Here is a 16,352-nt window from a genome sequence, read left to right as displayed (position 1 = left end):
GGCCTCGACTGTTCTCGCGCCCCGTGTGTGTTTGCGCACCCCGGGCGGCGCTTGTAGGGGGTGCGGGGTGCGGGGACCGTTATCCGAGCAACACGCGGGCGACGTTTCGGGGACGACATACCAGCGAGAGGATGGACACATGGGGAGTCGGCTGCGGAAGTGCGCGGATACGGATAGCGTCGGTACATGACTGGACCGATGCCTTTGACCCTTGCCTCGATCCGCCAGGCCCCGAAGGCCGTGCTGCACGACCACCTCGACGGTGGGCTGCGCCCGGCGACCGTGCTCGAACTGGCCGCCGAATGCGGCTACGAGCAGCTCCCGGCACATGATGCCGAATCCCTGGGCCAGTGGTTCCGCGACGCCGCCGACAGCGGGTCGCTCGAGCGCTATCTGGAAACCTTCGCCCACACCGTCGCGGTGATGCAGACCCCGGAGGGGCTGCGGCGGGTGGCACGAGAATGCGCGCAGGACCTCGCCGCCGACGGCGTCGTGTACGCCGAGGTGCGATTCGCCCCCGAACAGCACCTCGAGCGGGGGCTGTCGCTGGACGAGGTGGTCGAGCACACCCTGGCGGGCTTCACCGAGGGGGCGGAGCAGGCCGCCGCGGACGGCACCCCGATCCGGGTGATCTGCCTGCTCACCGCCATGCGGCACGCCGCCCGCTCGCTGGAGATCGCCGAACTGGCGGTGCGCTTCCGCGACCGCGGGGTCGGCGGATTCGATATCGCCGGTGCCGAGGCGGGCTACCCGCCCAGCCGTCACCTCGACGCGTTCGAGTACATGCGGGCGAATTGTGCGCACGTGACGATTCACGCGGGGGAGGCGTTCGGGCTGCCGTCCATCCACGAGGCGGTGGCGTTCTGTGGTTGCGACCGCCTGGGCCACGGGGTGCGGATCACGGACGACATCTTCGATTCCGAGACCGAGCCGCGGCTCGGCCTGGTCGCGAATTACGTGCGGGACATGCGGATTCCGCTCGAGCTGTGCCCGTCGTCGAACGTGCAGACCGGGGCGGTGCCGTCGCTGGAGAAGCACCCGTTCGATCTGCTGGCCCGGCTGCGCTTCCGAGTCACGGTCAATACCGACAACCGGCTGATGAGCGATACCGATATGAGCCGCGAGATGCTCAAGCTGGTGGAGACCTTCGACTACGGCTGGAGCGACCTGGAACGCTTCACCATCAATGCGATGAAGTCGGCGTTCATCCCGTTCCCGGAGCGTCTTCGGATCATCGATGAGGTCATCAAGCCGGGTTACGCGGTACTTATCGGCTGAGTCGACCCGGCGAGACGCCCCAGGGGGCGTCTCGCCGGGTATGAAAGGAGCCGCAGGCCAGCTGCGTCCGTGGTTGCGGCCGGGGCCGTGTGCCAGCTGCGTCCAAATGGTTGCGACAGGCGGTGTGCCAGTCGTGTCCGGGTGGGTGTGGCTGGGGCGGTGTGCCAGCTGCGTCCATTTGGTTGCGGTGGGGCGGTGTGCCAGTCGTGTCCGGGTGGTTGCGGCCGGGGCCGTGCGCCAGCTGCGTCCAAATGGTTGCGACAGGCGGTGTGCCAGTCGTGTCCGGGTGGTTGTGGCTGGGGCGGTGTGCCAGCTGCGTCCATTTGGTTGCGGCGGGGCGGTGTGCCAGTCGCGTCCGGGTGGCTGTGGCTGAGGTGGTGTGTCAGCCGTGTCCAGGTGGTTGTGGCTGGGGTGGTGTGTTAGCTGCGTCCAAATGGTTGTGGCGGGCGGGTGTCAGCCCTTTTCCAGGCGGTTTTCGAAGGCCTGTTCGAGGGTGCGCCACTGCTCGGCCTCGGCTGCGAAGGGGGCGCTCGGGGCCATTCGGCTCGGGTCGGGCTCGAGCAGGTAGGACACGTACCAGCCCAGGGGGGTCGACTTGGCCAGCGCCTGCTCGACCGAGTCGTCGCCGGCGTAATCGGCTGCGTCGGTGAACAATTCGACGGCCAGGTCGAGTTGGTCGATGTCGACGGACTTGGGGCCCTCGCCCAGGTCGTCGGCCAGGCCGGGCAGCACGTAGACGTTCTCGTCGCTGACCTCGACCTCCAGCGACCCGTCGGTGGCGGCGGTCTGCACCTCGCCGTAGGTGCTCACCCGGGCCAGCTCGTGCTCGTGGTCGTCGGCCAGGTAGCGCGCCAGGGCGCGCTCGGAGGTGAACACCGTGATCGTGCCCTCGCTGCCGAGGAACACCGGCTCGTCGTCGAGGTAGCAGCGCAGCGTGTAGTACGTGTCCGCGGAGGTGACGATCTTGACCGGGTCGATTCCGACCTCGTGCCAGAACGTCGGGTCCTCGTCTTCTTCCTCGTCCTCGTCGTCTTCCTCGTCGAGGTCGACCGGCTCGATATCGTCGTCATCGGTGTCGGCGGCGTCCTCCGCGTCGACGATATTCTCTTCGGCCGCAAGTAATTCCGCCTCGGCGACGGCCACCGCATCGGCATCGACGTCGGGCGACTGCACCGCCGAATCGATGGCGTCGACCACCGCGTCCCAGTCCTTGGCGATGGCCGAGCCGATCTGGTCCCACAGCTCCTCGCCCTCACGGCCGAGGAAGGCGCTCAGCCCGGCGGGCAGCGCGCCCAGCACCGGGTGGGAGCCGAAGAACTTCGTCACCACCTCGAGTTCGCACACCTCGCCGAGGGTGCGGACCATGTCGAGCGTCTCCTCGAGTTCGCCGAGGACCTCCGGGTCCGGATCACCCGCCGCCAGCTCGGGCACGCCGACCAGATCGAAGACGTACTGCTCCTCCGGCTCCAGCTCGGCGGCCGACAGTCCGGCCACGACCTTCCACGCCGGGTGGTCCACCAGGTCGTTGTCGTCGTTGGTGCGGATGAACGCGGCGAGCTCCGCGACGGACCCGAATCCGTACAGCGCGTCCTCGTGGCCGAGGAATGCCTCCCACTCGTCGTCACCGTCTCGCCAGCGCGGTGCCCACAATGTAACGAGGTCGCCGTCGGTCAGGCCGAGCTCGATCGGGACGATGTCTCCAGAAGCCATGACCGAAGCCTATCGAGCCAGCGCCCGCGGCACTATTCGGCCCGCCCCCCAACGCTTCCCGATTCGGTGGTTCCCGACTCCGGCGGCACGAACGCGGAGTTCAGCTTGCCGACCACCTCGGAACGCTGGGCACCGGCGTCCTGCGCGGCCTGCTGGCACGCCCAGATGATCAGCTGGCTCACCTCGGCCGGAGGGCGGGACGTGACCGTCTCCGCCAGCTCGAGTCCGACCAGGGCGCCGCTCGAATCGACCTCGACCGTCACCGAGCCGTCCTCGGCGGTGTACCGGCCGCGCACCTGCTGCAGGCCGTACAGCGCTGCCTCCAGCGCCTCCAGCTTGTCGGTCGCCTTCGCGACCAGGGCGTCCATCTCTGCACTCATGACTGCACCTCGCTGGCGCTCGGCTCCGTCATGAGCGCAAACGCGCCTGTGTCCATGGTTCGCTCGCTCACGTCGCTGTGCCTTCCTAGACCGGTCGCATCCAGCTCGTGGGCCCCGTGTCCGCATCGTCCATGCGGTCCAATTCGTCGACCGCCTGGCCGCGGGTGGGCAGGCCCAGCTTGTCCAAGACCTCGTCCGGCATCCCCGACTCGGCCAGCAGCTCGCGCCGGCGGGCCTTGGCGACGATCGCCGACCGTTTGGTCAGGCGCAGGATCTCCGCCGCCAACGCCTTTGCGCCGTAGCGGTATTCGCTGCGCTCGAACTTGATCTCCACCGGCATGCCCTGGTCGGTGGCCCGCACGCTGATGGTGCCCGCGCGGTTGCTGCTGGCGGCGACCGTGACGTTGGGGATCTGCTGCTGCTGTGGGGAGCTCATGCCTCCACCTCGCTGGCGCTCGGCTCCGGCATGACCTCGCACGAGGCTGCGTTGATGGTTCGTTCGCTGCGCTCACTCATGACGTGGGCCTGTAGAAGCCGTGGAATCCCATTCCGCTGTTCTCCGTTCGAATCGGACCGGTCTGTACCGGGTCACCGGCCTCGACGAGCTGTCCGTTACCGATGACCATCGCCACGTGGCCGTCCCAGATGGCCAGATCGCCGGGCATGAGATCGCCCGGGCTCACCGGCGTGGCACCGGAGCTCTGGTCGGCCGCCAGCCGGGGGATGTCGACGCCGGCCTCACCGTAGGCCCACTTGGTGAGGCCGCTGCAGTCCAGGCCGGAGCCCGGGGTGTTGCCGCCCCACACGTACGGCGTGCCGGTGGCGCTGAGCGCCGAGGTCACCGCCTTGGCGGCCTTCTCGTTGGGTGCCTCGACCTGGCTGCCGTCGGGGAGGGTGATCATGACGCCGCCGTGCCGACCGGGCTTGGTCTCACCGGCCTGCGAGTTCGGCGTGGTGGCGCCGCCGCTGCTCGGGCGCGAGGACGCGGTGGACATGGAAGCCGGGCTGACCAGGCTGCTCATCATCGAGCCGCCGGTGGAGGCCACGCCGCCCAGCAGCGATCCGGCCTGCTGCACGCCGCTGGCGATCGGGGCGGCCGAGGCGGCGGCCGTGGTGGTGCTGGCCGCCGACGGGGTGGACGGCGCCGGGGTCAGCTCGGTCATCGAGGCCGTGTGCGTATCGAGTTCGGAACGGGTGCGGCCGACCACGTTCAGGGCCTGGCCGAGGTGGTCGATGGCCGAGCTCACGACGGTCGCCAGCCCCGGCGGGGTGGTGACGGCGGGACCCAGCACGGTGACCGACTGCACGAACGACTGCAGGATCCCGTCCAGCTCCTTCTGCCCGGTCTGGACCGAGGCCGCCGCCTGATTGACCACGTCGGCCATGTTGAGGCCGCGGTCGGAGATGGAAGCCGCCGAGGTCTGTACCTTCAGGGCCTTGTCCATCGCGGCGTCGCCGCCCTGGCCCTGCCAGGCGCTGGTCACCTGGTTGATGCCCGCGCTGCCCGCCTGATGAATTCCGTCGAGAGTGGTTGACGTCTGGCGCAGCGCATCGGACGGACCGCCGGTGGGAACGACGCCGTGGCCGAAGCTGGTGAGCAGGTCGATGATCGGCTGCGCCAGGGCATCGAGGTTGATCACGCCCGTCACGCCCGGCCTCCCTCGGTGGAGCGCAGGGCGGCGGCATTGCCGAGATCGGACTCGGCGGTCGCGACCGCCGCGCCGGTCGCCGCGACACCCATGCTGCCCAGGACCGCCGACAACTCGCTGATGCCGGCCACGTGGCCGGCGTGCGCGGCGGCGTACGCGGCGACGAAATCGCCACCCACCAGACCGAAGATCGGGCCCAACAGCAGTGGATTCGCGCCGGCCGCACTGGCAGCGGCGGCGGCCATCTCACCGGACAGGCCCCCGGCTGTCGCACCGTAGGCAGCGACGCCCTCGGTGTCGACCGAGACTTTGTGCATCAACATCCCCCATCGTGCTGGTCTGGTGGCAGATTACGTCATTCGAGTACTTCGACGCAGGCGCCACGGGCACGGTTCCACCCCCGGACGAGAAATCCCTCGCAGGTTCGGGTCGTGAACCCGTACAGACCTTATCGTTCCCTCATGCACACGCACATCGTGGATCACCCGCTGGCCGACACATTGCTGACGACCATGCGCGACGCGCGCACGCCGAACCCCGCGTTCCGTGCCGCGCTGCGCGACCTCACGGGATTTCTGATCTACGAGGCACTGCGCGAGGCGCCCGTGGCGCGCTTCGAGGTCGCCACGCCCGTCGCGACCGCCGACGGGGCGCGGCTCGCGCAGCCGCCGCTGCTGGTACCGGTGCTGCGGGCCGGGCTGGGCATGGTGGATGCGGCCAGCGCGCTCATCCCCGAATCGCGGGTCGGGTTCGTCGGCATCGCCCGCAACGAGGACACCCACCAGCCCGTGCCGTACATGGAATCGCTCCCCGAGGATCTATCCGGGCTGCCGGTGTTCGTCCTGGACCCGATGCTGGCGACCGGCGGATCCATGCGCCACACCCTGGAGCTGCTGGCCGCCCGCAACGCCACCGACATCACCGCCGTCTGCGTCGTGGCGGCACCCGAAGGCGTTGCCGCGCTGGCTGATTCGGGCCTCCCGGTGCGATTGGTGACCGCCGCCGTGGACACCGGACTCAACGCCGACGCCTACATCGTGCCGGGCCTGGGCGACGCAGGGGATCGGCAGTTCGGGCCTCGCTGAGCAACCTCCCGTTGCCGGGCATGCGTTTCCCGGAGTGCTTTCCCCGTTCCGGCGTGCATTCCTGTTTTCCAGCGGGTTTCCTCGTGATCAGAGCGATTCGCAGAACTTGCGTAATTGTGAGAGGCGTTGGGCCGCAGCCTGCTTCGCGGTGGGAAGGTCGACCCTTGTCGAGACCGGCTCGACCACCTCCAGGTAGCACTTGAGCTTGGGTTCCGTCCCGGAGGGGCGGATCACGATGCGTTGCGACTCGCCCTCGAAGATCAGGGCGTCCGTGCGCATCGGGCCGCGGACCTGCAGGAGGTCCGTGCAGGTGACCGGCGTCTCCGCGATGCGGTCCGGCGGGGAATCACGCAGGCGGGCAACGACCTTCGCGGCCGCCGCCTGGTCGTCCAGGCGCAGCGAGACCTGGTCTCCGGCGTGCAAGCCGAACTCGAGGGCGTAGTCGTCGAGGACGTCGGACAGGTCGCGCCCGGCGGCGCGCAGCCGGGCCACCAGGTCGGCGGCCGTCACCGCCGCCGAGATGCCGTCCTTGTCGCGCACGGTCGCCGGGTCGACGCAGTGGCCGATCGCCTCCTCGTAGGCGTAGACCAGGCCCGTGCCCGCGCGCGCCAGCCATTTGAAGCCGGTGAGGGTCTCGGCGTAGCGGGCGCCGCGGGCCGGGGCCAGCTTGCTCAGCAGTCGCGACGACACGATCGTGGTGGCCGCCAGCGCGTCCTTCGGCGCGGTCCGCAGCACGTAGTCGGCGAGCAGCACGCCGGTCTGATCGCCGCGCAGCAGCGCCCATCCGTCCGGGCCCCGCACGCCGATCGCGCAGCGGTCCGCATCGGGGTCCAGGGCGATCGCCACGTCCGCGTCGACCTTCTCGGCCAGGGCCAGCAGCAGATCCGCCGCGCCCGGCTCCTCCGGGTTCGGGAAGGCCACCGTCGGGAAGTCCGGATCGGGCGCGAACTGCTCGACCACCACGTGCACGTCGGTGAACCCGGCCGCGTGCAGCGCCGTCACGGCGAGTTCGCCGCCGACACCGTGCATGGGTGTGAGCGCGATGCGAAGATCGCCGCGCTCCACCGGGTTTCCGGCGGGGCCGACCGTGTCCGATCCGCCGAGCAGGTGGGGGAGCGAGGCGACGCGGGCCAGGTAACGCTGGACGATCTCCTCGCCCATATCGGTGACCGATGCGCCGACCGATAGCGACAGGGTCGCGGGGTCCGGCGCCGTGGCCTTGGGGTCCGCGCGCGGAATCGGTTCGCGCACAGCCTCTATGCAGCGTTCGATCTCTGCGTCGGCGGGCGGGACGATCTGCGATCCGCCGTCCAGATACACCTTGAACCCGTTGTCGGTGGCGGGATTGTGCGATGCCGTGATCTGTACTCCCGCAACGGCTCCCAGCTCCCGGACCGCGAACGCGACGATCGGCGTGGGCAGCGGCCGCGGCAGCGCCAACACCGAGAACCCGGCCGCGGCAAGGACTTCCGCGGTGGTGGTGGCGAACTCCGCGGAGCCGTGCCGAGCGTCGCGGCCGACGACCACCAGGCCGCCGCCCAGGCAGCGCTCCCGCAGCCAGTCGGCCAGACCGGCGGTCGCCCGCGCGACCGTGTCCACGTTCATCCCGTCGGGCCCGTCCCGCAGCGGTCCGCGCAGACCGGCCGTTCCGAATCGCAACATCAGCGGCGCCTCCCTTCCGCTCGGGCTACAGCCGTTCCAGCACGCCGCGCAGGAGCTTGCCCAGGCGCGGCGCGGCGGCGTGGCCCTCGGCCAGTACCTCGGCGTGCGACAGGGGTGCGCCCGTCACGCCGGCGGCGAGGTTGGTCACCAGCGAGATGCCCAGGAGCCGAGCCCCGGCGGCGCGGCAGGCGATCGCCTCCAGCACGGTGGACATGCCCACCAGGTCGGCGCCCAGGGCGCCGAGCATGCGGATCTCGGCGGGCGTTTCGTACTGCGGTCCGGTCAGGCCCGCGTACACACCCTCCGCGAGACTCGGATCGATCTCCCGGGCCAGCTTGCGCAGTTCGGGATCCCAGGCATCGACCAGGTCGACGAAGGTGGCGCCGGACAGCGGAGTGCGACCGGTGAGATTGAGGTGATCGCCGATCAATACCGGCTCGCCGACCTGCAGGCCGGGCCGGATGCCCCCGGCGGCGTTCGTCAGCAGCACGGTCTCGACGCCCGCCGCGACGGCCGCGCGCACGCCGTGCACCACCTGCGCCGGTTCGTAGCCCTCGTACAGGTGCTGGCGGCCCATCATCAGCAGCACGGGGGAATCGTTCACCAGCACGGAGTGCACGGTCCCCTGATGCCCCTGCGCGGTGGGCGCGCCGAACCCGGGAAGCTCGCTCATCGGCACCGACGCCGTCGGGTTGCCGATCTCTGCGGCCGCCTCCTGCCAGCCCGATCCCAGCACCACCGCGACCCGGTGACGCGCGACTCCCGTACGTTCGGCGATTGCCTCGGCGGCCTGTTCGGCAAGCATGTTCGTCACGATAGTCGGGGCGGCGCCGGGCCGCCGACCGCGGTGCTGCGGGCGCCGTCACGTGTACGGCGGGGCGACCCGGCCGGTCGTTGCCGCACAACGGACCGGAGGCACCGCTGCGGTCGGCGCGTGCCGCGGTCGGCGCGCGAGTCGAGCAGGCGCACAGCGGGATCCGATGAACGACGTGGTGTGTCGGGCGTTGAGTGCCGTCGTTCCGCACGTCGATTCATGGCGCCTCGGCGAGGCCGGATCGAGTCGGCCCGCATGGCTGGATGTGACCCGGCGGACCTCACCCAGCGGGCCGCATCCGGCGGGCCGTATTTGGCGGGCCGTATTTGGCGGGCCGCATCCAGCGGCCCGCATCCGGCAGGCCCTACCCGCCAGCGACGGTGCCGAGCAGCCGCGTCTCAGTCGGTGGTGTCCAGCCGTACAGCGAATCGGAGAAGCGGGCGTTGGCGCCCGGGGGTGTCAGCCGGGCGGCGATATCGCGGACCCGCGCCGCCGCCGGGGAGTTGCCCTGCAGGGCACGGCCGATCCGTCCCGAGGCGCGGGCTATGGACTGCGTGCGTGGGCGGCGGGCGGCGTCATAGGCGCGGATCCCGACGGCGACGCCATGCTCGGCGACAGTGGCCGCCAGGACCGCGGCGTCCTCGATGGCCAGGCACGCGCCCTGGCCGATGTCGGGTGTCACCGCGTGTGCCGCGTCCCCGAGCAGCGCGATCGGGCCCAGGCCGAAGGCGGGCAGGGCCGTGGCCAGGTAGTGCACGGGGTGGACCAGGACCGCGTCCGGCGGGGTCGCGGCCAGCACCGCGCGGATCGGGCCGGGCCAGGGAGCCGAGCGGGCGAGCAGGTCCCGCACTTCCGCAGCGGGCGTGGCGTTTTCGGGTGCGGTCTCGAAGGCGTACCAGTAGATCCGGCGATCGCGCAGCGGCATGACGCCGATGCGGACGCCGTCGCCCCAGGTCTCGGTCAGCGTCGGCGCCACATCGAGACCGGCATCGGCGGGGACGATTCCGCGCCACGCGACATAGCCGGCGTATCGCGGGCCGGGGTGTCCGGGGAACAGCGCGGCGCGCAGGCGGCTGTGCACCCCGTCCGCGACCACGACGAGGTCTGCGTGCACGGCGAGCGGTCCGCCGGGCGCATCGAGGGTGACGGTGGCTCGCGAGCCGTCGCGGACCACCCCGATCGCCCGCCGATCCGGGTGCAGCGCGACGTCGTCGAGCGAATCCCGCAGCAGCCGATGCAGTTCGCCGCGATGCACCCCGTACAGGCCCGTGCCGTATTGCGCTGCCAGGTGCGGGGATTCGATGTGCAGCACGCGGCGGCCCGAACGCAGGCGCGCCTCCAGGCCGTCGAGACGCTGTCCGATCCGGTCGACCGCCGCGTCGAGGCCCAGGTCCCGCAGCGCCCGCATCGCGTTGGGCGCGATGCTCAGGCCGGATCCGAATCCGCCGATGTCCGCCGCCCGGTCGAACATCTCGACCTGCCAGCCGGTGCGGCGCAGCCCGTGCGCCGCGGTGAGCCCGCCGATTCCCGCGCCGATGACGATCGCCTTGCCGGGCATATCCATACCTCCGAGTGAAGCAGTATTACGTTTGTTACGGAGTCTAACTCGAGTTAAGGTGTTTATCGTGACGACCGAAAAGGCAGCTCCCCGGCGCGATCGGGTCCGGCAGGCCACGATGGACGAGATCCGCGGCACCGCCCGGCGACTGCTCATCGACGACGGCCCGCAGGCCGTCACCGTCACCGCGGTGGCGCGGGCCATGGGAATGAGCGGCCCGGCGCTGTACCGCTACTACCCGAGTCACGAGGCGCTGGTGCAGGCGCTCACGGCCGACTGCTACGCCGAGCTGACCGGCACGCTCGCCGAGGTGCGCGCGGCCCGGGCGCGCGACGGCGCCTCGGCGCGCATCCTCGCCATGTGCCGGGCGCTACGCGATTGGGCGACAACGCATCCGGCGGAGTTCGGCCTCGTATTCGCCACGCCGTCGACGACCGCCGCCCCCGAATCTCACAGTCGCGCGGCGGCACTGGGCTTCGAGGCCGTCTTCCGCGACGAGGTCGCCGCGCTGTGGGCGGCGAAACCCTTTCCGGTGCCGAGCCTTTCCCGTCTCGACCCGTCGCTGCGCGAGCAGCTGATCGCCTACACGGCCAGCATCGACGAGCAGCTTCCGCCCGAGGCGGCCCAGGTCTTCCTGCAGTGCTGGATCCGTCTCTACGGACTGCTCGTCATGGAGGTGTTCCGGCAGGTGGAGTTCGCCTTCGCCGATCTGACACCGGTTTTCGAGCAGTTGCTGCGCGAGATCTGCGCGGCGCTCGGACTGCGGTACTCGGGGGCGGCGCGGTGACGGCGCGACGCTGGGACGCGGCCCGAATCCTCGTCGGCATCGTGCTCGGGTTCTGCGTCCTCGGCCCGCTGCTGGCCGATCTCGTCGTTCCCGACGTCGCGGAGCTGCATCTGCACAATCCCGCCTGGCCGCCGCACGCCAAATTCCATGATGCGCAGTACATCGTGATGTCGGCGCTGCTCGGCGGGATCGGGCTGGTGATGCTAGCCCGGCGCGACGGCGACCGGCGATGGCAGTTCCGGATGGCCGCGGGGCTGGCGGCGGTCACCTGGCTGGGCATGTTCGGGGCGCTACTCTTTCCGGGGACCGCGACCCAGGACCCCGAACACGCGGCGGACAATCAGCTGATTCTGGGTCTCGATGCGCAGTTGTTCATCGGGCTGGTCATGCTCGCGCTGCTGGCGGTCGCCCTGCTGGCGGATCACCGGCGTGTCGCCGCGGACTGAGTTGCGTCCCCGGCGACGGCGGTCGGTGTGGCAGGGCAGGATGAGGCCGTGCGTGAACTCGTCGTGTTGGGGACGGCCAGCCAGGTGCCTACCCGTCAGCGCAATCACAACGGTTACCTGCTGCGGTGGGACGGTGCCGGGCTGCTGTTCGATCCGGGCGAAGGCACCCAGCGCCAGATGCTGTACGCCGGGGTGTCGGCGGCGAGCATCACGTGCATCTGCATCACCCATTTCCACGGTGACCACTGCCTGGGCCTGCCCGGCGTGCTGGGCAGGCTGAATCTGGACCGGGTCGAGCACGTGGTCGACGTCTGCTTTCCCGCGGAGGACAGCAACTATTACGAGCGGCTGAGCCGGATCGTGCCGCGGAATCCGGATCCGGGCCTGCGGGCGCATCCGGTCCCCGGGGACGGCCCGATCCCGTTGCCGCGGGCGCCCTTCCGCCTGGACGCGGTGGCGCTGTCGCACCGGGTGGCGACGTTCGGCTACCGGCTCACCGAACCCGACGGCCGTCGCATGCTGCCGGAGAAGCTGGCCGCCTTCGATATTGCGGGCCCGGACGTCGGCCGTCTGCAGCGCGAGGGTGCGCTGCGGCTGGCAGACGGCCGCACGGTCACCCTCGACGAGGTCTCGACGGTGCGGCGCGGGCAGCGCTTCGCCTTCGCCATGGACACCCGAATGTGTTCCGGCGTAGAGGAATTGGCGCAGGATGCCGACATGCTGGTCATCGAGTCCACGTTCCTGGACGCCGATGCCGCGCTCGCGCACGAATTCGGCCACCTGACCGCCGCGGAGGCCGCGCGGGCGGCCGAGGCGGCGGGCGTGCGGACGCTGGTGCTCACCCATTTCTCGCAGCGCTACGCCGATCTCGACGGCCATCGGGCCGAGGCGAGCAAGTTCTTCCACGGCGAGCTGGTGGTCGCCGAGGATCTGATGCGCGTGCCGATGCCAGCTCGGCGGTGAACCCAACTCGCCGGTAACTTATGCTCCGTATATGCCGTACTTGGAACGTGACGGGGACGTGTTCGTCCTCTACCTGGGCAACGAGGGCCAGACCGACAGCGAGAACCGGTTCCACCCCGATTTCATCGACGCATTTCACGGGCTGCTGGACGAGGTCGAGGCGAGCGAGGGCCCGGCCGCCCTGGTCACCGTGGCCACCGGCAAGTTCTACAGCAACGGCCTCGATACCGACTGGCTGTTCGGCAACTACGACCGCGTGCACTGGTACCTGGACCGCGTCCACTCGATGTTCAGCCGCCTGCTGGCCTTCCCGATGCCGACCGTGGCAGCGATCAACGGCCACGCCTTCGGCGCCGGGGCGATGCTCGCCACCTCGCACGACTTCCGGGTGATGCGCGGCGACCGCGGCTACTGGTGCCTGCCCGAGGTGCACCTGGGCATGCCGTTCACGGTCGCGATGAACGCGCTGGTGACCGAGCGGCTGGCCAACCAGGTGGCGCTGGACGCCATGACGACCGGCCGCCGCTACGGCGCCGCCGAGGCGATCGCCGCGGGCATCGTCGACGAGCAGGCCGAGGCGGATAAGGTGCTGGCCGCGGCCGTGACCCGCGCCGCCGCGCTGACCGCCAACCGCAAGCCGAATCTGCCGGTGATCAAGCGGGCACTGCACGGGCGGGCGCTCGCCGGATTGAACACTCCGACCACTCCGGAGAACCTGGCTTTCGGGGCCTGACTAGCCCGCCGGACGCGGCCGACCGCCCTGTCCACGAGCTAGGTCGTCCCGGCCGCCGGGCGAACTCCGGCCATTCGCCACCGGATAACCCAGTAGGCGAGCTTGCGGCCACAGTGCAACACTGTGTGCCATGCCACGCAGCGCCGGCTTCCCGTCACCTGACCGCGGCTCGGACCGAACAGTCGGATCGGTCTGTCGCGATGCCGGCGCTGCTGCCTCCCCGGATCCGGCGCTGCTCGCCGCCGCCGACGCGGCCATCGACGCCGCAACCGACCGGCTGATCGCGCTGTCGCACGACATCCACGCCGAACCCGAACTGGCCTTCGCCGAGACGCGCAGCATCGCGAAAACCCTTGTTCCGCTGCGGGAACGGGGGTTCGCGATCGAGACGCCGGTGGCCGGGCTGGACACCGCGTTCACCGCCACGTACGGCAGCGGGGAACTGGTGGTGGGAATCTGCGCGGAGTACGACGCGTTGCCCGAGATCGGGCATGCCTGTGGGCACAACATCATCGCCGCGTCGTCGGTGGGTGCGGCCCTGGGCCTGGCCGAAGTGGCGGATGCGTGCGGAATCACGGTCAAGGTGTTCGGCACGCCCGCCGAGGAGAGCGGCGGCGGCAAGGTACTGATGCTCGAGCGCGGGGTATTCGACGGCACGGCGATGGCGATGATGGTCCATCCCGGGCCGTACGACATCGTCGGCGCCCGATCGCTGGCGCTGGCGGACGTCTCGATCGCGTTCCACGGGCGGGAGGCACACGCCAGCGCCGCGCCCGAACAGGGACGGAACGCCGGTGACGCCGTCACCGTCGCGCAGGTAGCCCTGGGATTGCTGCGTCAGCATCTGAACCCCGGGCAGCAACTGCACGGTATAGTCAAGGCGGGCGGCGTGGCCCCCAACATCGTGCCCGGACATGCGGAACTGCTGTACTACCTACGGGCAGTCGACTCCGCATCCCTCGACGATCTGATGCGACGCGCATCGGCCTGCTTCGAGGCGGGAGCACTGGCGACCGGATGTACCCACGAAATCCGGACGCTTGCGCCCACATATACCGAGCTCACGCCCGATCCCGCACTACTGTGTGCCTATCGCGAGCAGATTCTCGGTATGGGACGCGTGCCGCTCGCGCCGGAACTCGAGGCAGCGCGGCCGCTGGGCAGTACCGATATGGGCAACGTCACCAACGTCATCCCGGGCATCCATCCGGTTATCGGGATCGATGCCGGTGGTGCGGTGACACATCAGCCGGAATTCGCCGCGGCGTGTATCACGCCGTCGGCGGATCTCGCAGTGACCGACGGTGCTACGGCGCTGGCGCGTACCGCGATACACCTTGCGGGCGATCAATTTCACAGGGACAGGTTGTTGGAGCGCAGCATTCAGCGACAGGAGGACATTCGGTGAGTACAACCGGCGGGTCCGGTACCGCGTCGAGTACGGCGCGGGCAGCGGATCCGGGAGCGGCGGCGACGCTCGGAGATGTGGCATCGACGAACGGTGCCCCGTCCACGAACGGCGCCGCATCGGCGGAGCGCACGGCGACCGGCCGCAAGGCGGTCGACGCGTGGCTGAGCGAGCACGCGGAGGACCTGATCGGGTGGCGGCGGCACATTCACGCCAACCCCGAGCTGTCCCGCACCGAGTTCGCCACGACCGAGTTCGTCGAGACCTGGCTGGTCAAGGCCGGGCTCGAGCCGCGGAAGCTGCCCACCGGCACCGGATTGATCTGTGACATCGGCCCCGACGGGCCGCGCATCGGCCTGCGCGCCGATATGGATGCGCTCCCGCTGCAGGAATACACCGGCCTGCCGTTCGCCTCCGCCGTACCGGGTGTGTCGCACGCCTGCGGGCACGACGCGCACACGGCGATCCTGCTCGGCACCGCGATGGCGCTGGCGGAGGTTCCCGAACTGCCCGTCGGCGTGCGGCTGGTGTTCCAGCACGCCGAGGAGGTGATGCCCGGCGGCGCCATCGATATGGTCGCGGCCGGCGCGATGGAGGACGTGTCGCGGATGTTCGCGCTGCACTGCGATCCGCGGCTGGAGGTGGGCCGGGTCGGCGTCCGGGTCGGCGCCATCACCTCCGCCGCCGACACCGTCGAACTGGTGCTCGATTCGCCCGGCGGCCACACCTCGCGCCCGCACCTGACCAGCGATCTGGTGTACGCGATCGGCACCGTGATCACGGGCCTACCCGGGATCCTGAGCCGTCGCATCGATCCCCGCACCAGCACCGTGATGGTGTGGGGCGCGGTGTCGGCGGGCAAGGCGCCCAACGCGATTCCGCAGACCGGCATGCTGACCGGCACCGTCCGCACCGGCGACCACGCGACCTGGTCGCTGCTGGAACCGATGGTGCGCGAGATCGTCGACGGGCTGCTGGCGCCGACCGGCGTGCGCTACCAGCTGAACTACAAGCGCGGCGTGCCGCCGGTGGTCAACGACGAGCACGCCACCCGCATGTTCGAGGACGCCATCCGCGTTCTGGGCCCCGAGGCGCTGGCCGACACTCCCCAGTCCGGCGGCGGCGAGGACTTCTCCTGGTACCTGGAGGAGGTGCCCGGCGCCATGGCCCGCCTGGGTGTCTGGCCGGGTCAGGGGCCCCAGCTCGACCTGCACCAGCCCACCTTCGACATCGATGAGCGCGCCCTGAGCGTGGGCGTGCGGGCGCTGACGAACCTGGTCCTACAGGCCCACTGAGAGAGTCCGTAATCCGGGCCGCATCCTTCGGGACGCGGCCCGGATCTCTGTGCGGCTCAGAGGCCGAAGGTGCCCGGACCCACGTTCTTGCTGTTGCGGGTGCGCAGGGCGTGGACGTAATCGGCCGGGGCTCCGGCCTTTTCGGCGGCGTCGGCGATCACCCCGATGTATCGGGCGGAGGGCAGGCCACCCTCGTAGGCGTCCAGCACATACAGCCAGGCCAGGACCGGCTCGGTTCCGGTGCCCGTATTCGGCGTGACCCGCAGGCGGATCTTCTTGTGGATGCCGAAATCCGAGCCCTCCCAGCGGTCCAGGCTTGCCTCGTCGTCGGCGGAGACGTCGTAGAGCACGACGAAAACGCGCGAGCCGGGCTCCTCGACCACCGTCGCGAGCGGGCCCTCCCAGCCGATGTCGTCGCCGGCGAAGGTCAGGCGCCACCCCTCCAGCCAACCGGTTCCGTACACCGGGGAGTGCGGACAGCGCTTGAGCATCTGCTCGGGATCCATGTTGGACCCGTAGGCGGCGTATATCGGCACTTGGAAAGCGTAGCTGGTTTATCGGCCTCCGCTCCGCTCCGGCAGGGT

Annotated in this window: 17 protein-coding genes; 8 read left to right on the top strand and 9 right to left on the bottom strand. The window is 70.2% G+C overall.

The window, feature by feature from the left end; genetic code table 11:
- Nucleotides 1-186: 186 nt before the first annotated feature.
- Entirely contained in the window at nt 187-1,278 is a 1,092-nt protein-coding gene (locus NM1_RS05320; RefSeq protein WP_068014510.1) for an adenosine deaminase, read from the top strand.
- A gap of 453 nt (nt 1,279-1,731) precedes the next feature.
- Here NM1_RS05320 and NM1_RS05315 read toward each other — a convergent pair whose 3' ends face one another.
- The 5 genes from NM1_RS05315 to NM1_RS05295 form a co-directional block, all read right to left on the bottom strand.
- Nucleotides 1,732-2,988 (bottom strand): SatS C-terminal domain-containing protein, encoded by a 1,257-nt coding sequence (locus tag NM1_RS05315; protein ID WP_068014508.1) that lies wholly within the window; start codon nt 2,986-2,988, stop codon nt 1,732-1,734.
- A gap of 32 nt (nt 2,989-3,020) precedes the next feature.
- Nucleotides 3,021-3,368 carry a YbaB/EbfC family nucleoid-associated protein gene (locus tag NM1_RS05310; protein ID WP_068014507.1) on the bottom strand — a complete coding sequence of 116 codons (348 nt, stop codon included), beginning with the start codon at nt 3,366-3,368 and terminating at the stop codon, nt 3,021-3,023.
- Between the two features lie 85 nt (nt 3,369-3,453).
- A complete protein-coding gene (locus tag NM1_RS05305; RefSeq protein WP_068014505.1) occupies nt 3,454-3,804 on the bottom strand; it encodes a hypothetical protein in 351 nt (116 codons plus the stop codon).
- A 76-nt stretch (nt 3,805-3,880) separates the two neighbouring features.
- Complete coding sequence (locus tag NM1_RS05300) at nt 3,881-5,017, bottom strand: NlpC/P60 family protein (RefSeq protein ID WP_425454309.1); 1,137 nt, start codon at nt 5,015-5,017, stop codon at nt 3,881-3,883.
- Nucleotides 5,014-5,340, bottom strand: a complete 327-nt coding sequence (locus NM1_RS05295; RefSeq protein ID WP_246011083.1) for a hypothetical protein — start codon at nt 5,338-5,340, stop codon at nt 5,014-5,016. Before NM1_RS05295 ends, NM1_RS05300 begins: the two co-directional genes overlap by 4 nt.
- Before the next feature lie 138 nt (nt 5,341-5,478).
- Here NM1_RS05295 and upp point away from each other — a divergent pair, with 138 nt between their 5' ends.
- Nucleotides 5,479-6,102, top strand: a complete 624-nt coding sequence (upp, locus tag NM1_RS05290) for a uracil phosphoribosyltransferase (protein ID WP_068014503.1) — start codon at nt 5,479-5,481, stop codon at nt 6,100-6,102.
- 87 nt (nt 6,103-6,189) lie between these two features.
- Here the strand turns inward: upp and NM1_RS05285 are convergent, their stop codons facing one another.
- The 3 genes from NM1_RS05285 to NM1_RS05275 all read right to left on the bottom strand — a co-directional run bounded on the left by NM1_RS05285 (nt 6,190) and on the right by NM1_RS05275 (nt 10,142).
- A complete protein-coding gene (locus NM1_RS05285) occupies nt 6,190-7,764 on the bottom strand; it encodes a phospho-sugar mutase (protein ID WP_068014502.1) in 1,575 nt (524 codons plus the stop codon).
- 25 nt (nt 7,765-7,789) lie between these two features.
- Nucleotides 7,790-8,569 (bottom strand): purine-nucleoside phosphorylase, encoded by a 780-nt coding sequence (locus NM1_RS05280; RefSeq protein ID WP_068014517.1) that lies wholly within the window; start codon nt 8,567-8,569, stop codon nt 7,790-7,792.
- A 373-nt stretch (nt 8,570-8,942) separates the two neighbouring features.
- Nucleotides 8,943-10,142, bottom strand: coding sequence for an FAD-dependent monooxygenase (locus NM1_RS05275; RefSeq protein WP_068014500.1), 1,200 nt, complete (start codon nt 10,140-10,142; stop codon nt 8,943-8,945).
- 61 nt (nt 10,143-10,203) lie between these two features.
- On the opposite strand from NM1_RS05275, the gene NM1_RS05270 reads away from it, so the two are divergent.
- From NM1_RS05270 to NM1_RS05245, 6 genes are all read left to right on the top strand, one after another.
- A complete protein-coding gene (locus NM1_RS05270; protein WP_246011076.1) occupies nt 10,204-10,923 on the top strand; it encodes a TetR/AcrR family transcriptional regulator in 720 nt (239 codons plus the stop codon).
- On the top strand, nt 10,920-11,369 hold the full coding sequence (locus NM1_RS05265) for a DUF6640 family protein (RefSeq protein ID WP_068014496.1): 450 nt from the start codon (nt 10,920-10,922) through the stop codon (nt 11,367-11,369). The genes NM1_RS05270 and NM1_RS05265 overlap by 4 nt, the downstream gene beginning before the upstream one ends.
- A 48-nt stretch (nt 11,370-11,417) precedes the next feature.
- Nucleotides 11,418-12,332 carry a ribonuclease Z gene (locus tag NM1_RS05260; RefSeq protein WP_068014494.1) on the top strand — a complete coding sequence of 305 codons (915 nt, stop codon included), beginning with the start codon at nt 11,418-11,420 and terminating at the stop codon, nt 12,330-12,332.
- 31 nt (nt 12,333-12,363) lie between these two features.
- Complete coding sequence (locus tag NM1_RS05255) at nt 12,364-13,065, top strand: enoyl-CoA hydratase-related protein (protein WP_068014492.1); 702 nt, start codon at nt 12,364-12,366, stop codon at nt 13,063-13,065.
- 232 nt (nt 13,066-13,297) lie between these two features.
- Nucleotides 13,298-14,473: a M20 family metallopeptidase gene (locus tag NM1_RS05250; RefSeq protein WP_068014515.1), complete on the top strand. Its 1,176-nt coding sequence runs from the start codon at nt 13,298-13,300 to the stop codon at nt 14,471-14,473.
- 164 nt (nt 14,474-14,637) lie between these two features.
- Nucleotides 14,638-15,768, top strand: a complete 1,131-nt coding sequence (locus NM1_RS05245) for a M20 family metallopeptidase (RefSeq protein WP_068014513.1) — start codon at nt 14,638-14,640, stop codon at nt 15,766-15,768.
- Between the two features lie 56 nt (nt 15,769-15,824).
- On the opposite strand, the gene NM1_RS05240 is transcribed toward NM1_RS05245, so the two are convergent.
- Nucleotides 15,825-16,304, bottom strand: a complete 480-nt coding sequence (locus NM1_RS05240; protein ID WP_068014491.1) for a gamma-glutamylcyclotransferase family protein — start codon at nt 16,302-16,304, stop codon at nt 15,825-15,827.
- Nucleotides 16,305-16,352: the final 48 nt, after the last annotated feature.

The organism is Nocardia mexicana NBRC 108244 (assembly GCF_001613165.1).
In the GTDB taxonomy this organism is placed as follows: Bacteria; Actinomycetota; Actinomycetes; order Mycobacteriales; family Mycobacteriaceae; genus Nocardia; species Nocardia mexicana.
The sequence above is the reverse complement of the archived record's forward strand: the minus strand, read 5'-3'. Positions and strand labels throughout refer to the sequence as shown.